We start from the raw sequence: 19,112 nt of genomic DNA, 5'->3' as shown, positions 1-19,112 counted from the left end.
ATTAGTGACTGCGCAGCTCGATTGAGTTGTAGGCGCCCTCTCTAAAGTTCGCGATGAATGTTGATTCCCATAGGGCATAGAGCTTGACGATGTTGGGAGAGGACATGCTCTTTATGCCGGAGTATCGAGTAAAAACCGTGCTATGAATGAAATCGAATTCAATATCTCGCTCCAATGTTGGGTAAGGGTATCCATTGAAGCTAGAGTCCGTGATGCAAAGGATGGAATAGAAGTTATGACCGCCTTGCGCGAGTGCAATCTCAATTGGGTGATAACCGCCCTGCTCAGCACAATAGTGCTTATTGCTAAAATAGATGATGTGATGCCTCTCAATAAGCTCTGGGTGTTTGCTCAGAGCGCTATTGAGTATCCCCAGAAGAGCCTGAGAGATAGGCAGTGCTGCCTTGTTAAATGAAGATATCAGTGGTGATTGGCTAAGCATCTTTGGTTTCCTTTTCTCTTATGGCTCATAGACAGCCAGTACACCGAGCATCGGTGTCTGTTTGAGTTGTTGGTTATCGATATAGAACAAGCTCAAGCCTTGAGTACTTAGGCGTAGCTTGATGGGGAGTGTGTTAAGGCACTGGCCTACGAGGGTGAAACGCAGCGTCTGTTTCTGGATGAGTGCTTGCTTGATGGTCACAAGGTGTGGGGAGTAACTCATGTGCTCTGTAGGTAAGTCCACCTCAATGCACTTTAGCCACTGTCGATACGTGTCACTCTCTTGGGTATCCATCTCACTCTGTTTAAACAGGGATTGATATTGCTGTTTGGTGCGTTCAGGTAGTAAGCAAGCAAAGTAGCGAGTGGTGAGCGTTAAAATTAGACTGTCGTATTGCGCGGTGACCCACGGCAATGGCGTAGTGCGTTTAAAGCTGTCTTTGCCCTCTTGTTGCGTTTTTTCTGCATAACCTAAATCCACGAGGATGTTCAACCATCGTCGAATCGTATCAGGGGATTTCCCTATTCCTAATGCCAGTGAGACATCACACAAGCTCTCTAATGATTTAGAGTAACGAGTAGGAAGTTGGGCTAATAATAGAAAGACGGCTTCAATATTGGAGGCTCTGGACATAATCGGCTCCTGTAAAATGAAAAAGCCACAACCGTGATGGTTGTGGCTGAATGGATTTAATCGTGTATCATCGCTCTTCGTCGTAATGCTCGTGTGTAATTAATGGGTGATGTGGCGTTGGATAGTCCGGTACATCTGGACGGTCTTCCTCTAACGCTTTATCAATCAATGCGGCTGATGTGCCAATAGCGGTTGACACCGCAAACCCTGCGGCCGTAATGGTGCCAATGGCTCCAAAGACCGGGGCGGCAGTAATAATACCGGCGACGCTTGCCGTTCCTGCGACAGCTTTACCTACCGTGTGATACCAAGACATGTGTGTCTCCTTTTTTTGTTGAGTGAAATGAAAAGGCCACCTCGAGATGAGATGGCCTTATCGGGTGTTGTTATGATTAGGGTAGTGACGGTTAGAGTGAATACGCTTTATCACTGGCGGCTCACTGTGATGTGGTCATAGGCTTCCATCTCTATGTACGCCAGAAAGTTATGCTCCCAAAGCTGATACAGCTCTTTTGCTGCACTGTCCTCTTTAATGGGTGCCCAGCCTTGCTGGTGGTGGGCAAACCATTCTCCTCGGCTGAAATCAAAATCGAGTCCTCGCTCTAGTTCAGGGTAGTGATTGCCGATATAAGCAAAGTCCGTGATGTAGCTATAATGCCATGCTCCATCACTGTGTTTATTGAGACAAATTTCAACAGGATGAAAACCGCCCTTTTCAGCGCTGTAACTGGCATCTCGAAAATTAAAGATGATACCGTCAGCATCAATTAGTGAATCAGCAAGCTCATCATTTTGTGTTAATTGATGCGCCAGTGTTGTCACGAGAGATTGCGTCAGTGCATCAGAGACAGGCAGCAATGACGATTTGACGTTTGTGGTAAGAAACCCTATTTGGCTTCGGATTAACAATTGTTTAGACATAATGCGCCCTCCTACAGGCAATAAGATAAGGTAATTTAAAATAGAACGGTTGAGTTCGAGCCAGAGCGACTCATGATAAAGCGGTCATTGACCGAGGTGACTAAGGGCTAGATGGCGTGCTTTTTCACAGCGTGGTAAGGCGGTGCAGAGCCATTGAACCAACACTTGCCTTGGTAACGAGTCACTAACTGTTGAAAGAGCCACATCTCAAACGCCGAAATTGGCGTGATGGAGACATCAAAACCGTCTTCATCACCACGTGCACGATCTTGCCATACTGCATTTAAGTCCCGTAGGTGGGCAGTCAGCACTTCATACGCATCCCGCTCGTTTGCCTCTCTCGGTGAGCGCAGCCAAACAGAAAGACGATGACAATGTGGCATCACACGATAGTCACGAGCTTGGTCTAATGTCTGACGCACAACGCGTATCCACCCCTCGGCTTTGGTATCACGGCCATTAAGTTTTAACCCTCCCGACTCAGCTTGCGCGGACCAATCACAGCCGTACTTCACCAGCAGGTTATGTTGCGTATCGACACCACAAAACTGCCAATCACGACACCGCTTATTGGTGTCTGGGTCAAAAAGATTACTACAGCCTATCAACATGTGAAGCATGATGAGGTCATCGCTTCTCAATAGGCATTGATAACGCTCATACAGACGTTGCTTAAGCTGATGGTCACTAATGGCTGTCACGTCTTGATTCAAGCGCTCAGTAAATAACTGACGCACCTGCTGCTCGATGTCTTTCTCTGGCACGCGAAGTGCCAGTTGTTCATACACAATGTCATAAGACATGATGAATACTCTCCCTTTCAAAATAACAAAAACGACCCATCAGAATGACAGGCCGCCTCAATAAAAACGATCTCTTCCGCATCATGTTTTCACCTCGGTAAACCTCACATCATCAAAGTGTTCATCCCTTAACTGACGACAAAACATCCGAGACCAACTGAGCAAGACATCCATGACTTCAGGCCTAGCCAGCTCACAGCCTTTGATGTCTGGCTGATAAAACCAGCCGCGTTTGAAGTTAAAGTACAACTCTGGTGCCACACTACGGTGCGTTTCATCGGAATAAGCAAAGCTGGCCATAAACACCACACGCCACTGCTTGTCATGACGCTCTAAACGCACTTCAACAGGGTGAGTGCCACGACGAGTTTGATAGTAAGGCGTATGACGAAAGTTCATGGAGAGCTTATCGACATTGATAGGTATTGGGGCACTGTCCAGCGCCGCACTTAAACCCTCAACCAATGAAGGCAATAAGGTCACCTCATTGTCATAGCAAGACGCAACAGTATTCATCACAACCACCCTCGCTCGGCAAAAGAGACGCTTTCTTTGCCAATCACTATATGGTCCAGTACACGAACATCAATCAACGCTAAGGCATCGACGAGACGGCGGGTAATCTTTCTATCCGCTTGAGATGGTTCTGCGACACCAGATGGGTGATTGTGTGAAAATATAACCGCTGAGGCATTATGCTTAAGCGCGGCTTTCACGACTTCACGGGGATACACGGAAGCGGCATCCACCGTACCTTGAAACAGCTCTTCAAAGGCTATCAGTTGATGTTGGTTATCCAGAAACATCACGGCAAACACTTCACGCTCATAATGAGCGAGTTTACAACCGAGAAACTGTTTAACGTTATTGGGGTTTGTATAGGTATCACCGACTTCAAAGCTTTGAGCTAAGATATCAGCGGCTTTTTCGAGTACTTGCATGGCCGTAATAGGCACAGGAAACTCATAGGTTGCAATAGGTAATTGGGTAGGCATAGGTCAATCCTCTTAGGTTACAGGCACAAAAAAGCCCGCAGCGCATAAGAGCGTTACGGGCGATTAAGAATAGAGATACACCTAGGTAATATAGACCTGTTATTTTTTGATAATGATAGTGACTACTGCAACGGAAGTAACTTACCTCGAACACCACAGTGGGGGCACTTCGTGAGTTTCAATAAACAAAATGAAAGGACTTCTATAGTGGCTTTTTTGCCGCAAACTTGACACATTAACATCTTATTATTCAGTGTAAACATTATCGTTCACCAAAATTTAAACTTCTTTGTTACCCAACTAAGGGCGCTAGGAAGAGAAGCGATAATGATATCAGAAGCTACATCCTTAGCACTATCAAACGCATCCCCCATAAAGCTTTTCATTGATTCCCAAAGCCCCTGTTCAGCAGCTATTCGTGTTTCTGAAGTTACATTTTTATCATCGACTTCTCTTGTGATTGCATACTTTTTTTCATTAGGCAACACGCTGACGATTTTATTGACAAGGCCATCCAAGTTAAATGAGCGATAAACTTTCGTATCATCATCATACTCTGTAGCAACAGATGAGATATACCGAGTAGACAGATCGAACTCATTTGATAACAAATTTTCTTTTTCCAGAATAGCTTGAACAAGTTTATCGGTAGGCCTGAAGTCATCATCATCCCAGAACTTTTTATGTGGTGTACCCACATTATCCTGTTTTGATAATATAACCATCGTTGGCATTCTTTCACGCTCAGGCTTCAAAAGCTGCTCATATATTGCAATGTCAGGTGCATTTGCACGGTCATTAGCAGGAATAATCCACAAAGCCAGATCGACATCACTCAATTCTTCTTCGTACATTTTGAGAAATTGAGCTTCATTTTCTTTATTAAGATCTGCTAAGCCCGGAAAGTCGATTAATGTGATACCTTCATAATCAAAGTAATTGACTTCTTTTGTTCCAGTACCAATATCACTTACCGTTGAAACAGACTCCCCAAAAAGAGCGTTGACTAAGCTTGATTTTCCTGCTCCAGACTTCCCCATTATCGCGACTTTAGGCTTGAAATTTCTCACCTCTTCAACAAAAGCTTTAAGAGATTCTACTGAAGGTTTTTCGTTATTTTTTATTATCATCGTACTTACTAGCCTCACATTAATCGGTTACTTCAAAAGATTCATTGCCAAGATTGGTATGAACCTTTACTTCTAATACGTCCTCAATTGAGCATCGAAACCCTACTGCTTTCTTTTGGCCAAATTTCAGTGAGCTAGGAAAAAAGCTAAGTGGCCTACCATCCAGTGTTTTACTCATCGTTGGACAGTGCCCTCTATTAATAGTGACTCCTTGCAAAGTAACGGAATCAGTCACAGCTTGAATAATCAGGGTCGGGATTGGAACTTGGCGAAGCGTAATATCTCTTGCATAAGTCGTTTTTAGAGAGATTGAAACTAAACCTGTATTGCGATAGTTAGTATCCGCTTCAGAAGTGTGACTCTTTTGGTTGTCCGTTGCTTTAGGCTCTTGAGGGGAACGCTTTTGATTCGCTACTGAGAGAAAGTTGTCGCTGCATTGTTTAAACTCCCCTTGATATTCAAATAGAGCAATATCAAGGTCATATTTTCCTACTTGACAATACTGCCCATTAATCTTTGAATAAATGTCATAAATACATCCTTGACTACCGCAAAAGTACGAACTGTAAGCTGCGTAATCTAAGACACCGTCCTCGTTAAAATCAGCCGCTTGTATCGTTACCTTTATGCTTTCATCATTAACGACTTCATTAGCTACTCGCCACTGCTGCTCAATATCACTCTTAATTGATGCGTTTGCGGTTGGTAGGATAAATAAAGATAAAGTTAACCATAAACCTGACCTTTTCATTAGAACCTCTTACACCTAAATTAGAAGTAAGCAGGCTACATATTGGCTTTGCACTATTTGCAAACACTGACGTTGAAGGTTTAAGTTGTGATTAACATCACGATTAATCATCTCATCCGTCGTAAAAAACCAACTTTGCATAATGTGCAAAGTCAGTCATTACTCTGGGAAGCCATCTTTGAAATAGAAAATGGCACTTCTTTGCCTGATAAACACCCAATCAAAACGATGGAGCTCTTACTGACTCTTTGTGATGTCATTCCCAAGCACACATCTCAACCATTAGGCTACCAAGCTCTTGCTGATACTGTCATCTCTCGTGGTACATCTGCGAGTTATCACTCCGTTAGGCGGATCTTAAAGAATAGGCGTTTACAAGAGTTATTGGGTATTGAGGTTCTGACGGTGGGAACCTCTCATGCTGTGCGATATCGTGCTAATTATCTAGAAGGCTTTCCCCATGCGGCTCTTGTCGCCTACTTATCCTCAAACATGCTTCTTCATTATTTACCAGACAAAGTAAGAAGTCGTTTCCTTGAAGCGATTTCTCCTTATCTTGAGCAGTTTGAAAAGCTGCATGATGGGAATCGAGATAAGCGTTGGTTAAATAAACTACCCGTCGATAAGAAAAGTGCTCACCATTGGTCCAAGCAGGCAATGACGCCAGAGCTTGATAGTATTCTTGGTGCTTTATATACCGAGCAATGGTTAGAAATTACTTATCAGACAGAAACGAACAGCACTCCTTTGACAGAAGTCATTTGGCCTATTCACTTAAACCTTGATGAACCAGAGGGTGTAAAGCTCTGTTATTCTCGTAATCAAGCACAGAAAGCAACGATGAGCATTCCTCTTGCTCTGATATCTCACGCTAAGCGTCAATATTACTCGTAAAGTTCTTGTTGGCTATATGTGGCAGTATGCTAGCCGTCTAGCTAAACCTTAATCGGTTCTACTCATAAACCTAGTTGCTAACTAAGTCGGAGTAATCAATGTATAATCAGGGTTCTGACTCAATAACAAATAGAAAAGCCATGTGTACTGATACTAAGTGGGGGATGACTCCCAATATTCCTCTTGCAAAGCAGCTAGCAAAACGTGATGTCCCTTCTTTGGTGTATAACGCTGTTAATCTCGAAGGCGTTGCTATGACGTTACCGGAAGTGCAAACCATTCTTGATGGGGTAACGGTTGGTGGGCATAGGATCAGCGATCAAAACATGGCTCAAAACCAAGCCAAGACTTGGCAGTGTATTTTTGAGTTAGTTAATAATGGCAGTTTTTCGTTTACCAAAGAAACTGCTTTAACGCTTCATTCTATTGCAGCGGAAGAGGAAGCATTGGAGTGGGGTAAGTTTCGTACAGGGTATGTGTCTATTACAGGCTCAGAGTATGAACCACCAGCTCCAAGTGAGTTGGATGAAAAATGGTTAGAAGTAGAAGCTAATGTTTTCGTACAACTCGATGTTTACGATCGAGCTATCACGGCTTTCTTACAAATGGCTAGAAACCAATTTTTTTGGGATGTAAATAAGCGAACGGGACGGTTTATGATGAATGGGATTTTATTAAGTAAAGGCTATCCGATTATTAATGTCCCAGCTAAAAGGCAGCAAGAGTTCAACACATTGATGTTGGACTTCTACACAACGAACAATATGCAACCTATGAATCAGTTTTTACGTAGTTGCATTGATGAAAAGCTGATGAAGAATTTTCAGGTGGGTAAGCTCTAGTCTCAGCAGTGTAGTGATGAAATTTTTTGTTCCCGTACCTAGAGCCATACCCAGCACAATCTTTTATCTTGTTAAATCTGAGTTAACTTATTGATCCTTAAGTTCCAACAGGACTCCTGCTTCCATGTGGTGCGTGAGTGACAACTTGCTCACTACATTTATGAATTTAACTTCGGCATGCCAAGTTGAAAATATTATCGAAATTAAAAGGCTAAATAGTGAGTTTAAGGATTTGATGTAAAACGCTTAAGATTGAGGAACTGAACTCCCTGTTAAAATTGTGAAAGAGGGAGCTGAACAGAGAACAATCTGCACTAGAGTAAGCAAACCATTGTCGTTCAAAAAACAACAAGAAAAGTACAGTATAACAGGCTCAATGTCATATAACGTCTAACAGTGTTTTTTAACATCCTAAGCACTTGTTACCCAATTCGTTACCCATAAATAAAACTCAAATCGAGCAATAACCTTATAATTCATAAAGTTAAAAGTTAAAGTCAAATTACGCCAGCCCACCAATTCATAGAGAAAGACGTCCTAGGGCGTCTTTTTTTATACCCAATAAAAATTAAATCAATAACTTAGCGTGCACACTAGTCCTATCTCGTTCTGGACAGCTCATTTTTTTAGCAGTACGCTTAGCAGTACCGATTCGATAATGCTAACTTTGGTACTGCTATGGCGAGAACAACGAAACCTCTAACCAATACGGAAATTAAACAAGCGAAGCCAAAAGATAAGGTTTATGACCTGCGAGATGGTCAAGGGCTTGTCCTCCGTATAAAGCCTAATTCATCAAAACTATGGCTATTTGATTACTATCGACCATACACCAAAAAGCGTACTACCCTAAGCTTTGGTAGCTACCCAGAAGTCTCTCTAGCTGAAGCTCGTGAACTTAGAGCACAATCACGAAAGCTACTATCGGATAATATCGATCCAAAAGAACACCGAGAACAAATCGCTTTAGAGCAACAAGGCCACCGTAGCGCAACACTCGAAGTTGTCGCTAAAGATTGGTTCGAAATAAAAAGAAAAAAAGTAACACCAAACTATGCCGATGATATTTGGAGCTCTCTTAAGCTTCATATCTTCCCCGCTCTTGGACCGTATCCAGTATCAGAGCTACGCCCTCAGCATGCTATCGATACAATGAAGCCTCTAGCCCACAAAGGTAACTTAGAGACCATCAAGCGGCTTTCTCAACGTCTCAATGAGATTATGACCTTTGCATTGAATACAGGGCTGGTGGATGCAAACCGCCTAACCGGTATAAAGGCGGCATTTGAAACACCGAAGAAAAAACACATGCCGACAATAACACCGAAAGAGTTACCTGGTTTAATGCTCGCCATTAACAAAGCCAATATAAAACTCACGACTCGATGTCTTATTGAATGGCAACTTCATACTATGTCGCGCCCAAATGAAGCTGCTGGAGCTAAGTGGGATGAAATTGATTTTGATAATAAATGTTGGGGGGTACCTGTCGAGCGTATGAAAATGCGCAAAGAACACGTGATACCGCTCACAGAGCAAACCTTGGGATTATTGGATGTAATGCAACCAATCAGTGGTCATCGTGAGTTTATCTTTCCTTCAGATAGAAATCCAAAGACTCATATCAACCCTCAAACAGCAAATATGGCATTAAAGCGTATGAACTACAAAGGGAAGTTAGTTGCACATGGACTCAGAGCTTTAGCAAGTACGACGCTCAATGAGCAAGGGTTTGATTCAGACGTTATAGAGGCTGCACTCTCTCATATTGATTCAAATGAAGTACGTAAAGCGTACAACAGAGCTGACTACCTAGACCGACGTAAAAAGCTAATGGCCTGGTGGAGCAATCACATAACAGACGCATCACAAGGTAACCTTTCAGTTACAGGTACGCGTACACTTCGAGCTGTCGGATAAAAAATAAAAAAGGAGCTAACCACCAAGGTTAGCTCAAATATTCACACTTCATGTCGACTTTCTTGAACTCGCGATACCAACGTTTCCGACTTCCTCTGTAACTCAACCTTCGTATCTCCGACAAAAAATAACCTTCTCTCCATTGTATTGAAACACCCCTTTGATATCTGGATTTAGATTTCGACCAATTGATTCGGGCGTTTTAAATTGCCCTTAATGACGGAAGGTGGATTCTTTTTTGTTGGCGTTAGCCAATATGTAGACCCTAAGCGGCTTAGATCTTTTGCTGAATCCACTTCCCTGCCGACAACGTAGACTAAATGCTTATCTAAGCGTAATTGTTCTTACTACGGAGTACTTTCAAAAAGTGAGTCCAAATGGCTTTTTTCGGTTGAATCTCCTCAGACCGGTATTGATAAATTCCTTTCTCAGTCAATAAATTCAGACCTGCCAGAGCAATACACCACCCCGTATCAGCGTCAACGAATAGAGTGGCTTGTAACTTATATCCAAATCTTATCGAACTTACTCTGATATTTAGAAGAATTGATACGACACCAGTCATGAGCTATAGAACACAGAGACTTTGAATCTCTTTTACTACAGCTCTTGCCAGCCAGTTCTCCGGACTATTCAGCATAGGAAAGGTCCCTTTTTCATTGTGGTAAAGCGCCATGTTGCTTGGGTAAAAGCCCAAGATTACATTGTACTCTAATGATTTAGCCGCAAAGACATTAGTCGAATTCACAGTCACATGTTCCTTAACAATGGTCTGATACCGTTTAGCGAGTCTTGACTCTCTTGAACATTGAATTTTGGATCAGTTCCCTTTATAAAATCGATTACTCAATATGGGACCAATCTGTGTAGATACTTATGCTCTTTATGAAGGGCCCCTTACATTAATTCGACGATATCGATTAATGTAAATGCATGTTCCGATGACAACTTAATATCTTAAACACATATCTCATTGCAATACCGTTGTTTTTAAGAAAAAAGAAATTTCCACTCACCAGTTCTGACTTAACTTAGAAAAAAGTAGATCACCGGCTGATTACAGATAATTTCGCTAACTCGTTAAGGACCGGTTATCCAACAAACTGGGCTTTGTTGCGTAATTAAATTTAGAGATAGAGCAACCCGTTTTGCTTGGTTTTTAGTCAACACGACAAGTTTCAGGCATACCTAACCCAGTAAGCTTGTTCAACGCTTTTATCATCGCGTAAGTTTCACCCACCTGTGCATTGTAATTTCTTAAACTCAGTTTCCCTCCTAGCAACTGTTTAACTCGATACATCGCTGTTTCTGAGAGTGAACGTTTGTGGTATCCATACCGCTCTTTCCAATACTTATTTGAGCCGTATAATTTCTGGCAACCCACGGCGAGATTTCGAAGGTGACCACGCTCCCAGAAGGCTGCCCCTTCTCTTGGGGGAATAAGCGCAATGGCTCCCTTAATCTTAATAGCAGCGTGACACGCTCTCGTGTCGTAGCGCCATCACCAGACACCTCAAGGTTACTTCGGCGTGTTTGTTTCAGTAAGTTAGGGAGTACTTCTCCATCTGTAACTGTCGATAAACTTAGCTCGGCGGCAATGATCTCATGAGTGTTGGTATCGACGGCAATATGAAGCTTTCGCCAGACTCTACGCTTGCCATCCGTCCCATGTTTTTTGACTTTCCATTCACCTTCGCCATAAACCTTAAGGCCAGTAGCATCAATAGCTAGGTGCTGTATCGCTCCTCTCGTTTTAGTCTTAAATGAAACCTCAACTTGCTTGGCTCTACGACTTATGCAGGTGTAATGCGGACAACTTAACGGTACATGGGCTAACTTAAATATCGAGTCGATAAATCCTTGAAGCGCTCTCAATGGCATAGAAAAACTCGTTTCACCATGAGTGCTGTCGTGATAGCTAAATCACTGAACCGACGCGGCTTCCCGCGCTTATTCTGTTTACTTTGCGCCCACCCGCTTATTGCTTCTTCATCAATCCAAAAGGTCAGAGAGCCACGGTTAATGAGTGATTGGTTGTATTGCTTCCAGTTGGTTGTTTTGTAACGAGGCTTAGGCATAGGGCTACGAGAGAGGGTGGAGGTAGCTGATCAGATCGTAGGTTCTTGATTTAGTTCCATTGAATTACGCAACAAAGCCGGAAAACCCTGTCAACTATTTTATTAAATTTACATTTAGAGAATTAACCTTGAGTATCAAAAACCTTTAGCCTGATGACTAAACTCAACGTGTCACTACATTTTCACTTATGTTGTTTAAATGCTGCGTAGAGTCAGTAATTAATAATAACTTGTTCGGTTGGCAAGTTTTTCCGGTACTCAAAAAACTGAGCAATAATATTGCTAGCTACCATTATAACCATGACAAAAACTTGGATTACGCTAAATGACTCACCCATCAAGGTAGCACCAAGAATCATCGCAAGAATAGGATTCAACGTTCCAAAAAAGCTTAGTTCATTAGTTGAGATCATCGGTATAGTGTAGATATAAGCACCGTAAGCCAGTGAAGTTAACCCTACAGTTAACCAGGTCATCGCAGCCCACTGCTCGACACTAATTGGAATTGCATTAACATAAGACTGCCCACTTAATGACATTTCCCAATAAGCCATCGGAATCAAGATAAGACCGCCAAATATCAGCTTCCAAGTTAGCAGCTTCCACCAATGTATTTTTTTCATAACATGCTTTGCGACGACACTCCCACTAATTAAAGCTGTCATAGCTCCAATTAAAAGAAGTACTGCACTTAAGCTTATTGGAACCGAACTGGTAGTAAATAAATACGTAGAGCAACTGATTAGAACCAGTGCTGATATCAATTGAATCACCGAAGGTTTAACTTGGTGAAATATTCCCATGATCGCTAACCCAACAACAGGTAAAGCGACCATGCCAACACCAACCAATGTGCTAGGAATCTGCATTGCCGCAGCGAATAACAGACCAAAAAATAGAGCGATATTAAGAAATCCGATTAATAGTAAAGCAGGTAATTCAGATAACTTTGGAAATGTAGGTTTTAACAATAGGAGTAAAAATCCCGCCGGTAGCGCTCTCCAAACTGATAAAGCAAACGGTGACCAGCCAACAAATTCTGAAGACACTACTGCATAAGTTGTCCCCCAAAGAATAGGCGCTAACATTGCCAGAAAAATTTTCATATCACACTCCATTAGGTTTACTTAAACATACTTTACTTAAACTAAACTGATTGGTAAAGTAAATTTAGGCTGACCGATTACTTATCGCTATATGCATCAAGAGTTGATAGCTAGACTCAAATGCCAATGAAATTAGGGAACAACATGAAAACGTTATCAATACTTACAATAATAGTTAGGGCTGGAATCAAAATAATTATCTTTCTTCTGATTGAAGTTATATCTTTGGCTTATATATTTTTTCGAGTAATTGGTGCGTTGGTGAAGATTGTTGTTTATGGTGTAAAATTAAGTGTTGTGAAGCAACAGCACAAAAACAGTAATCAATAGAATAAGGACTGAATTTGAACATCAGCATTGAAGAAGTGATAGAGCAATGGCTTTCAGTAGATATGAAGCTGAATAGAGACACAGTTGAGCTTGCTACATTTTTTGTACGATTTGGCTCACTACTATCTGACATTAGAAATAACTTCTGTAAGGGGTATGGGGTTAACGTTTCTGAATTTGATGTTCTTGCTACGCTTTTTCGCTCTGGTATTCCATTTGAGCTGACAGCAAAGGAACTAAAAGAACGCACGTTGTTACCATCATCCGGCGCTTTGTCCAACAGGATAGAGCGACTAGATAATAAAGGCCTGGTGGCGAGAAGACATGATGCTATAGACAAGAGATCCGTAATTATCTCATTAACCAATGATGGTATTGAATTAATGTCTAATGCTAGCCCCGAGTTTTTTGATGAAATTGGAAAACTGTTCAAAGGATTAAATGAAACACAAATATCCCAGCTAAAATTGATATTTAATCAGTTACTTCCTTAATACGAACATATTTATCTTTATGGGATACATGAGAGGTGTCGAGAAAAACCTTACCTACTAGACCTTTATAAGAATAAGTTAACTACTTTTTCAGTAAGATACGCTTTTGAGACACCTTACGCGGCCTGTAACTTCGTATAAGCTTTATTGTGTAATGCAGTTAAAGACTGAAACGTCCCATTTTGTCCATTTCTCAGTCAATACAACGAATTTCAGGCATACCTCCCCCAATAAGCTTGTTCAACGCTTTTATCATCACGTAAATTTCACCTATCTGAGCATTGTAATATCTTAAACAACCATCAGGCACTGTTTTACTCAATACCTCGCTGTTTCTGAGACTGGACGTCTTTGGAAACCATAACGCTTTTCCAATACTTATTTGAGCCGTATAACTTCTGGCAACCCATTATTGCTAGATTTCATGAGAAGGGTGAACCCAAAAGTAAGCACTATCAACAGACATCTCGGGATACTTCCGTGTGTTTGTTTCAGTAAGTTAGGACACTCTCATCCGACTGTAACCGTCGATAAACTTAGCTAGGCTGCAATAGTTTCATGAGTGCTTATATCTACAGCCAAATGTAGCTTTCGTCAGACTCTACGCTTGCCACGCTGGTTCTGTTTACTTTGCGCGCCCCCCAGTTATCACCTTTTCACCCCCTCAAAAAGCCAGAGAACCACAAATAAGGAATGGTTGTAGCATTTCCTGTTGATTGTTTTCAACGAGGTTTAGACATGAGGCGACGCTAGGGAGGTAGATGTTCAGAGCATAGGTTGCTGACTTAGTTCTATTGAATTACGTAACAAAACCCATTATAGATTTCTTCGATGTTTTCTAAGGCTACTAGATTATTATAGAGTCTCCAAAATAGTTATCCACATTGATGTCCCTATACATATTCTAGAATATCGCCAGGTTGACAGTCCAAGTGCTTGCATATCGCTTCTAAAGTTGTCAGTTTTATCGCTTTTGCCCGACCATTTTTTAGAACCGATAAGTTTTGCTCAGTAATGCCAATTAGCTTTGCTAACTCATTCGAACGCATCTTTCGCTTCGCCAACATTACGTCCACATTGATTACGATAGCCATAATGTATCCACTTAAATTGTCAACTCATTTTCTTCTTTTAACTCAGCTGCTCTTTCCATAACCACTGCGATAACTTGTACAACAAAGCCTATTACCATCATAGTAACATCGTTATCATCGACTTCTAATGAAACATTCCAATTAGTATCATGATAGGACAAAACCAAGCTAAGCAGTACGTCCTTTAACAACTCAACAAAAGGAGTTGCAATAAGCAAATAGCTAAGCCTTTTAAAACACTCGGTATTTTTGCGTTCGAAAATGATGCCCTTGTCATACAAGCGAAACAGCACGATCAATTGCCAAAGCAAAGCAACCGTCAGCATAGTGGATATCATACTTGGGAAGTAACCAAGTAATGAGCGGGTGGTAGAAAGGGGAAGTGTTACTTCGATAGGAAAGCTAGAATTGAACCAATCTACATTAAACATCGTGGCAGCAAACCAGAAGCCTGTATTTAACACTATTGAAAATATCATAGATAACCAAAACAAAACCAATAACTTACGGCTAAAATTGCTGATTGAAATGTGTGACATTATAGACCTCTTCTGTTGACCAATTTTTATCATATTAATTCGAATGTGACGATATCACAATAAAAACTTATCGCTTTGCGATAAGTTTTTATTGTGATATCGTCACATCATTGAGTTTATAAGAAACACAAATAAGGAACGTCAATTGTGAAAAATCATATAATTCTATCCATTATGCTACTTGTAATCACGACACCTAGTTTAGCGAAAGGTACCTTTTTAGATGAGTTAACTACTCAATATGATACTAATGACAGTAACTCCCCTTCTCCCTACGCATCAAGCAATACGTCGAAAGGTACAATTTTGTCTGGCGACAAGTGCACTAAAGGAACAAAAGAGTACTTTCTTTCTCCCCCTCATTCCAATAGAAATCAATATGTAGAATGCTATATCACTGACTTCCCAGAAAGCGATCTGAGAACTAGCATGCTGTCCAATGAAGAAGGGGACGTAAATGTCAGCTTTTCGTGGGACTTAGACTAAGGTTTTTCTAGTCAATATTGTGGGTGATATTAAACTTACGTTTTGTCTTATGTAAGTTTTAATTTTGCAAAAGAAGCTCTATCGACAGAAACCTTGATACCAATATATAGTTATAGAGGTAGCCAATATTGTTCAAAAGACTACCGCGACTTAATCGCAGCTCATAATCTAAAGTAAAGTATGAGTAGGAAGGGAAATTGCTGGGACAACGCTTGTGTTGAAAGCTTTTTCCACTCAATGAAAGTAGAAGCCGTCCAATACGAGCCGATAATGACCCGAGAAGAGATGCGTCAAGCACTCTTTGAATACATCGAAGTTGATTATAATCGAACAAGAAGGCACAGTGCTCTTGGGTATCTAAGCCCAGTTAACTTTGAAAAACAATATGTCGCTTAATGCAGTGTCCAGTCTTACTGGAGCAGATCACTCCACTTTGTTTGAACAAACAATTAACGCCCCCCCCTATCGCAGCTTTCATAGCTAAAACAATCCATTCAGCTCATCAACAATTTTGGCTTACAAGTAATGAGTAATAATTTACTCACAAAGAGTCTCACCACACATTAATGAGTAAATAATCACTCACAACTTGAAAAAAAACGACTTTACGAGTAAAGTTTTACTCATTGATAAGTAGAGGTGTTATCGATGGAAGAACTAACCGTACAAGCTTTTATCAGGGGTGAATGGATAGATATTGGTATCATCTCACTCCCTAAAAGTAGCCAACATAATTTCCGAGAAACTGAACTCAACTACCTCAGCGACTATGCGCTAGAACATCACGATAAAGATGACTTTCACGCTGTTTCACTAAACCATCCTGTCTCATTCTTTTTTGATGACATGGGTAAACCTGGATGGTTAAAGTTTCTAGACGATATTATGCCTAGTGGCGCTAGTAGACGATACTGGGTCAAACACCTAGATATTGAAGATCTTAGTTCTGATGAACAAGACTATGTTTTGCTCAAGTTTGGCACAATGTCGCCTATTGGTAACTTAAGAATAAAAGACTCTCTTCCTGAGCGCTACAAAGTAGCAGACAACCTCTACTTCTCTGTTGATGATGTTAAAAATCGAGCCGGTGATTTCCTCGACTATGCACAACAAAGAGGGGCAGCCGCAGGTGGTGCAACAGGGGCTGGAGGTGAAGCGCCAAAACTGATCCTCCGATATGGTTTCGATCACGGATCTGGCAGCGAAAAAATATGGATTGATCCATACCAAGATGACAATAGCAACCACGACTTACATTACTTAGTAAAGTACCCTAGAGGCTCAAGAAGCACCATCGACTGTAATATTCTAAGAGCTGAGTTCTACTTCTACCACGAGCTAGCTGAAATGGGCGTTGAAACGATCGCCACCGACGGTATGCGCTTGGAGGAAGGATTAAACTACCCTTCCTTATGGCTTCCTCGATTTGATGTTCAAATTATTGATCAACAAATAGAGAGATTTGGCATGGAATCTGTGTATTCCATTTTGAACAAAGGCGCTGGGGTCACTCTTGATCACGAAACGACCATCCGAGCTCTCATAGAAAAAATGACTGAAAGCAATATGGTTAAACACCAAGGGTATAGGTTTGATACCCAAGCTTTCGTCATTGAATGGGTGAAGAGAGATCTACTCAACATCTTGTTTGGTAATAGTGACAACCATGGCAGAAATACTTCATTCTTAAAGGGTGATGGCGTCATAAAGCTTGCTCCCGTTTACGACTTCGCACCAATGAAAGCTGATCCCGAAGGCATTCCAAGAACAACAAAATGGAAAGCCCCACTAGAGGTGGGCGGAACTTACGACTTCGTCGGAATAGCAGACACCTTATCTGATCTCGTGCCAAAGAAAGTGTTATTACAAGAGCTAAAGGTTACGGCAAGTAAATGCATTGACTTAAAGCAGAGACTAGCATTACGAGGAGTACCAGAACAAATCTTGGAGATGCCAGCCGTTGGACTCAATCATATATCAGAAAAGCTCACTAAATGGGGGCTACTATGAATAAGCCAAGCAATAAAGAGTCCGTACAAGATACGGTCGCTCGTCTAAGAGCAAACCGAAATCAACATCAGTCCAAGACTGGGACGAATGCAATTCATTCGACCAAAGAACGATCGCAATTTAATACGCCGACTAGATCGAAAGCCTCAAAAAACGCCAAAGCAGTCAGTGCAGCAGAACGCAAAACCGAGGCAAACAAAATCATTAAACACTTATTACTTGGAGAGCTAACACAAGGCCAAGCGTTGAAAAGTTTACGCATTAATATACTGGGACTCAAACAGGATGTGTTCGCAAGACTTGTCGATGTCTCAAGAAAAACACTCTCAGATATAGAGAACGATCGGGGTAGCTACAATACAGAGATTCTCAACAAAGTATTCAAACCATTTGGCTTAAAAGTCGGAATGCTACCGTCTTCTCCCGATGTGTTAAAATCGCTATTAATAGATGGTAAGGCTCAGTAAAATGTCCTGTATCAGCTTGCTTGTTTTAGATTGAGTTGTCATAAAAACTCAATCTTTTTAAATGAATGAGAAATAAGCGAACACGGGTTCAGTTCCTTTTTCAGTAGGAAATTGATGTAACACCAAATAGGTAACATCGATATAAGTGACTGAATTGATGAAACATGAGAAACCATTTCAACCATGTTCAAGCTCGTCCACGCATTCAGTCTCACTCTAAAAATCGAAACAAAAGATGCAAAAAGCACAAACGGCTCTGGGTAAACATAACACTAAAAAGTTCTGACGGTTTTCTTGGCACAGATAGCACGAGCTTTTTCTGCGCCCTCGCCTTTATTGCTATTAAAACACTGTCGATAAGATTCGATATAGCGCTCAAATAGTACTTTGGCTTCAGGTTGTGGTTTAGAGAGCAGTTGGTTAACGAACTTTCTTGAGCCGACCTCAAAATGCTGAGTATCGATTGGGCTATTCCAATCCCCTCCCCAGATCATAAATCCGTGATCGGCAAACAGCGCCACCACACTTTCAGCCATGCCACGGCGTTCTATTTCATCACGCGCACGAAAGCGAGTACGGTTCACATAGCTTGTCGCTGCTTGTGCTGGCTTTACCGTGATCGTTCCGTGGCCATCGAACTCTAAGAAAGGGTTTTGAACTGGGTTGATGTCTATCGCCACACCATAAGCATGCTTCGACCAGCCCCCTCTACCCGTGATAGGACGAGCATTAAACGCACTGCTGTTGTTTGCGTCCATTGAGGCGTTGTCGTCACCTTTAAACTCACGCATTAGGCGAGCGGAATGAAGCGGGAAATTACGCTGTTTAAGCTCTGCAAAGATTTGTTCAACAGCAGGCGCAACCACATCAAGCACGATCATATTGCCCTGTTGCGTTTCCCCTTTGAAGTTAATGAAATCGAAATCCACTTTGGATAGTCGCTCACAACCAACAGGCGCACCACTACTCAAGACATTGTTCTTTTTCATCATGTCGCATTGCCATTGAGATATGGGGGCAACTTGGGCATAACTCGCAGCACTGAGCACAATGGCCAGCCAGCCGACAATAAAACGTTTCATATCAAAGACTCAAAATAGTAAGTGTGAAAAGTAGCAGATGTTGGAAAATAGCATAAGTTGGAAAATAGCATATTAAGCCAAGTTGAGCGCACGCT

20 protein-coding genes and 4 pseudogenes are annotated in these 19,112 nt (G+C 41.6%); 8 read left to right on the top strand and 16 right to left on the bottom strand.

Going from position 1 to position 19,112, the window contains the following annotated elements; translation table 11 throughout:
- Position 1: 1 nt before the first annotated feature.
- The 9 genes from OCU36_RS03175 to OCU36_RS03135 form a co-directional block, all read right to left on the bottom strand.
- Entirely contained in the window at positions 2-442 is a 441-nt protein-coding gene (locus OCU36_RS03175; RefSeq protein ID WP_261839010.1) for a DUF2787 domain-containing protein, read from the bottom strand.
- Positions 443-460: 18 nt separating this feature from the next.
- Complete coding sequence (locus OCU36_RS03170) at positions 461-1,075, bottom strand: hypothetical protein (RefSeq protein ID WP_261839009.1); 615 nt, start codon at positions 1,073-1,075, stop codon at positions 461-463.
- 67 nt (positions 1,076-1,142) lie between these two features.
- Positions 1,143-1,391: a hypothetical protein gene (locus OCU36_RS03165; RefSeq protein ID WP_132981062.1), complete on the bottom strand. Its 249-nt coding sequence runs from the start codon at positions 1,389-1,391 to the stop codon at positions 1,143-1,145.
- Between the two features lie 110 nt (positions 1,392-1,501).
- Positions 1,502-1,996 carry a DUF2787 domain-containing protein gene (locus tag OCU36_RS03160; RefSeq protein ID WP_261839008.1) on the bottom strand — a complete coding sequence of 165 codons (495 nt, stop codon included), beginning with the start codon at positions 1,994-1,996 and terminating at the stop codon, positions 1,502-1,504.
- 107 nt (positions 1,997-2,103) lie between these two features.
- Positions 2,104-2,799, bottom strand: a complete 696-nt coding sequence (locus tag OCU36_RS03155; RefSeq protein ID WP_261839007.1) for a hypothetical protein — start codon at positions 2,797-2,799, stop codon at positions 2,104-2,106.
- 81 nt (positions 2,800-2,880) lie between these two features.
- Positions 2,881-3,315: a DUF2787 domain-containing protein gene (locus OCU36_RS03150; RefSeq protein WP_261839006.1), complete on the bottom strand. Its 435-nt coding sequence runs from the start codon at positions 3,313-3,315 to the stop codon at positions 2,881-2,883.
- On the bottom strand, positions 3,315-3,794 hold the full coding sequence (radC, locus tag OCU36_RS03145) for a RadC family protein (protein WP_261839005.1): 480 nt from the start codon (positions 3,792-3,794) through the stop codon (positions 3,315-3,317). The genes OCU36_RS03150 and radC overlap by 1 nt, the downstream gene beginning before the upstream one ends.
- Positions 3,795-4,063: 269 nt before the next feature.
- Positions 4,064-4,942, bottom strand: coding sequence for a GTPase family protein (locus tag OCU36_RS03140; protein WP_261839004.1), 879 nt, complete (start codon positions 4,940-4,942; stop codon positions 4,064-4,066).
- A gap of 1 nt (position 4,943) precedes the next feature.
- Positions 4,944-5,675 (bottom strand): hypothetical protein, encoded by a 732-nt coding sequence (locus OCU36_RS03135; RefSeq protein WP_261839003.1) that lies wholly within the window; start codon positions 5,673-5,675, stop codon positions 4,944-4,946.
- Between the two features lie 87 nt (positions 5,676-5,762).
- Here OCU36_RS03135 and OCU36_RS03130 point away from each other — a divergent pair, with 87 nt between their 5' ends.
- From OCU36_RS03130 to OCU36_RS03120, 3 genes are all read left to right on the top strand, one after another.
- Positions 5,763-6,569 carry a hypothetical protein gene (locus OCU36_RS03130; RefSeq protein ID WP_261839002.1) on the top strand — a complete coding sequence of 269 codons (807 nt, stop codon included), beginning with the start codon at positions 5,763-5,765 and terminating at the stop codon, positions 6,567-6,569.
- Between the two features lie 140 nt (positions 6,570-6,709).
- Positions 6,710-7,411: a Fic family protein gene (locus tag OCU36_RS03125; protein WP_261839001.1), complete on the top strand. Its 702-nt coding sequence runs from the start codon at positions 6,710-6,712 to the stop codon at positions 7,409-7,411.
- 678 nt (positions 7,412-8,089) lie between these two features.
- Positions 8,090-9,331 (top strand): integrase domain-containing protein, encoded by a 1,242-nt coding sequence (locus OCU36_RS03120; RefSeq protein ID WP_261839000.1) that lies wholly within the window; start codon positions 8,090-8,092, stop codon positions 9,329-9,331.
- Positions 9,332-9,384: 53 nt separating this feature from the next.
- On the opposite strand, the pseudogene OCU36_RS03115 reads toward OCU36_RS03120, so the two are convergent.
- The 3 genes and pseudogenes from OCU36_RS03115 to OCU36_RS03105 all read right to left on the bottom strand — a co-directional run.
- Positions 9,385-10,145 (bottom strand): annotated as a pseudogene (locus OCU36_RS03115) (IS4-like element ISPpr4 family transposase); the annotation flags it as partial.
- A 345-nt stretch (positions 10,146-10,490) separates the two neighbouring features.
- Positions 10,491-11,409 (bottom strand): annotated as a pseudogene (locus OCU36_RS03110) (IS5 family transposase).
- 212 nt (positions 11,410-11,621) lie between these two features.
- Entirely contained in the window at positions 11,622-12,515 is an 894-nt protein-coding gene (locus tag OCU36_RS03105; RefSeq protein WP_261838999.1) for a DMT family transporter, read from the bottom strand.
- 144 nt (positions 12,516-12,659) lie between these two features.
- Between OCU36_RS03105 and OCU36_RS03100 the strand changes: the two genes are divergently transcribed.
- Complete coding sequence (locus OCU36_RS03100; protein ID WP_261838998.1) at positions 12,660-12,845, top strand: hypothetical protein; 186 nt, start codon at positions 12,660-12,662, stop codon at positions 12,843-12,845.
- A 14-nt stretch (positions 12,846-12,859) separates the two neighbouring features.
- Positions 12,860-13,339 carry a MarR family winged helix-turn-helix transcriptional regulator gene (locus OCU36_RS03095; RefSeq protein WP_261838997.1) on the top strand — a complete coding sequence of 160 codons (480 nt, stop codon included), beginning with the start codon at positions 12,860-12,862 and terminating at the stop codon, positions 13,337-13,339.
- 193 nt (positions 13,340-13,532) lie between these two features.
- Here the strand turns inward: OCU36_RS03095 and OCU36_RS03090 are convergent.
- From OCU36_RS03090 to OCU36_RS03080, 3 genes and pseudogenes are all read right to left on the bottom strand, one after another.
- A pseudogene (locus OCU36_RS03090) lies at positions 13,533-13,966 on the bottom strand (IS5/IS1182 family transposase); the annotation flags it as partial.
- A 266-nt stretch (positions 13,967-14,232) separates the two neighbouring features.
- The gene (locus OCU36_RS03085; RefSeq protein WP_261838996.1) at positions 14,233-14,433 is read right to left on the bottom strand and encodes a helix-turn-helix domain-containing protein; all 201 of its coding nucleotides are present in this window, start codon (positions 14,431-14,433) and stop codon (positions 14,233-14,235) included.
- Positions 14,434-14,444: 11 nt separating this feature from the next.
- Positions 14,445-14,972 (bottom strand): DUF2975 domain-containing protein, encoded by a 528-nt coding sequence (locus OCU36_RS03080; RefSeq protein ID WP_261838995.1) that lies wholly within the window; start codon positions 14,970-14,972, stop codon positions 14,445-14,447.
- Positions 14,973-15,560: 588 nt separating this feature from the next.
- Between OCU36_RS03080 and OCU36_RS03075 the strand changes: the two are divergent.
- The 3 genes and pseudogenes from OCU36_RS03075 to OCU36_RS03065 all read left to right on the top strand — a co-directional run.
- Positions 15,561-15,854: pseudogene (locus tag OCU36_RS03075) on the top strand (IS3 family transposase); the annotation flags it as partial.
- A gap of 252 nt (positions 15,855-16,106) precedes the next feature.
- Positions 16,107-17,468 (top strand): type II toxin-antitoxin system HipA family toxin, encoded by a 1,362-nt coding sequence (locus OCU36_RS03070; protein ID WP_261838994.1) that lies wholly within the window; start codon positions 16,107-16,109, stop codon positions 17,466-17,468.
- Positions 17,453-17,935, top strand: a complete 483-nt coding sequence (locus OCU36_RS03065; protein ID WP_261838993.1) for a helix-turn-helix transcriptional regulator — start codon at positions 17,453-17,455, stop codon at positions 17,933-17,935. Before OCU36_RS03070 ends, OCU36_RS03065 begins: the two co-directional genes overlap by 16 nt.
- Positions 17,936-18,207: 272 nt before the next feature.
- Here OCU36_RS03065 and OCU36_RS03060 read toward each other — a convergent pair whose 3' ends face one another.
- The gene (locus OCU36_RS03060; RefSeq protein WP_261838992.1) at positions 18,208-19,017 is read right to left on the bottom strand and encodes a M15 family metallopeptidase; all 810 of its coding nucleotides are present in this window, start codon (positions 19,015-19,017) and stop codon (positions 18,208-18,210) included.
- Between the last annotated feature and the right edge of the window lie 95 nt (positions 19,018-19,112).

The organism is Vibrio artabrorum (assembly GCF_024347295.1).
Classification (GTDB): Bacteria; Pseudomonadota; Gammaproteobacteria; order Enterobacterales; family Vibrionaceae; genus Vibrio; species Vibrio artabrorum.
The sequence above is the reverse complement of the archived record's forward strand: the minus strand, read 5'-3'. Positions and strand labels throughout refer to the sequence as shown.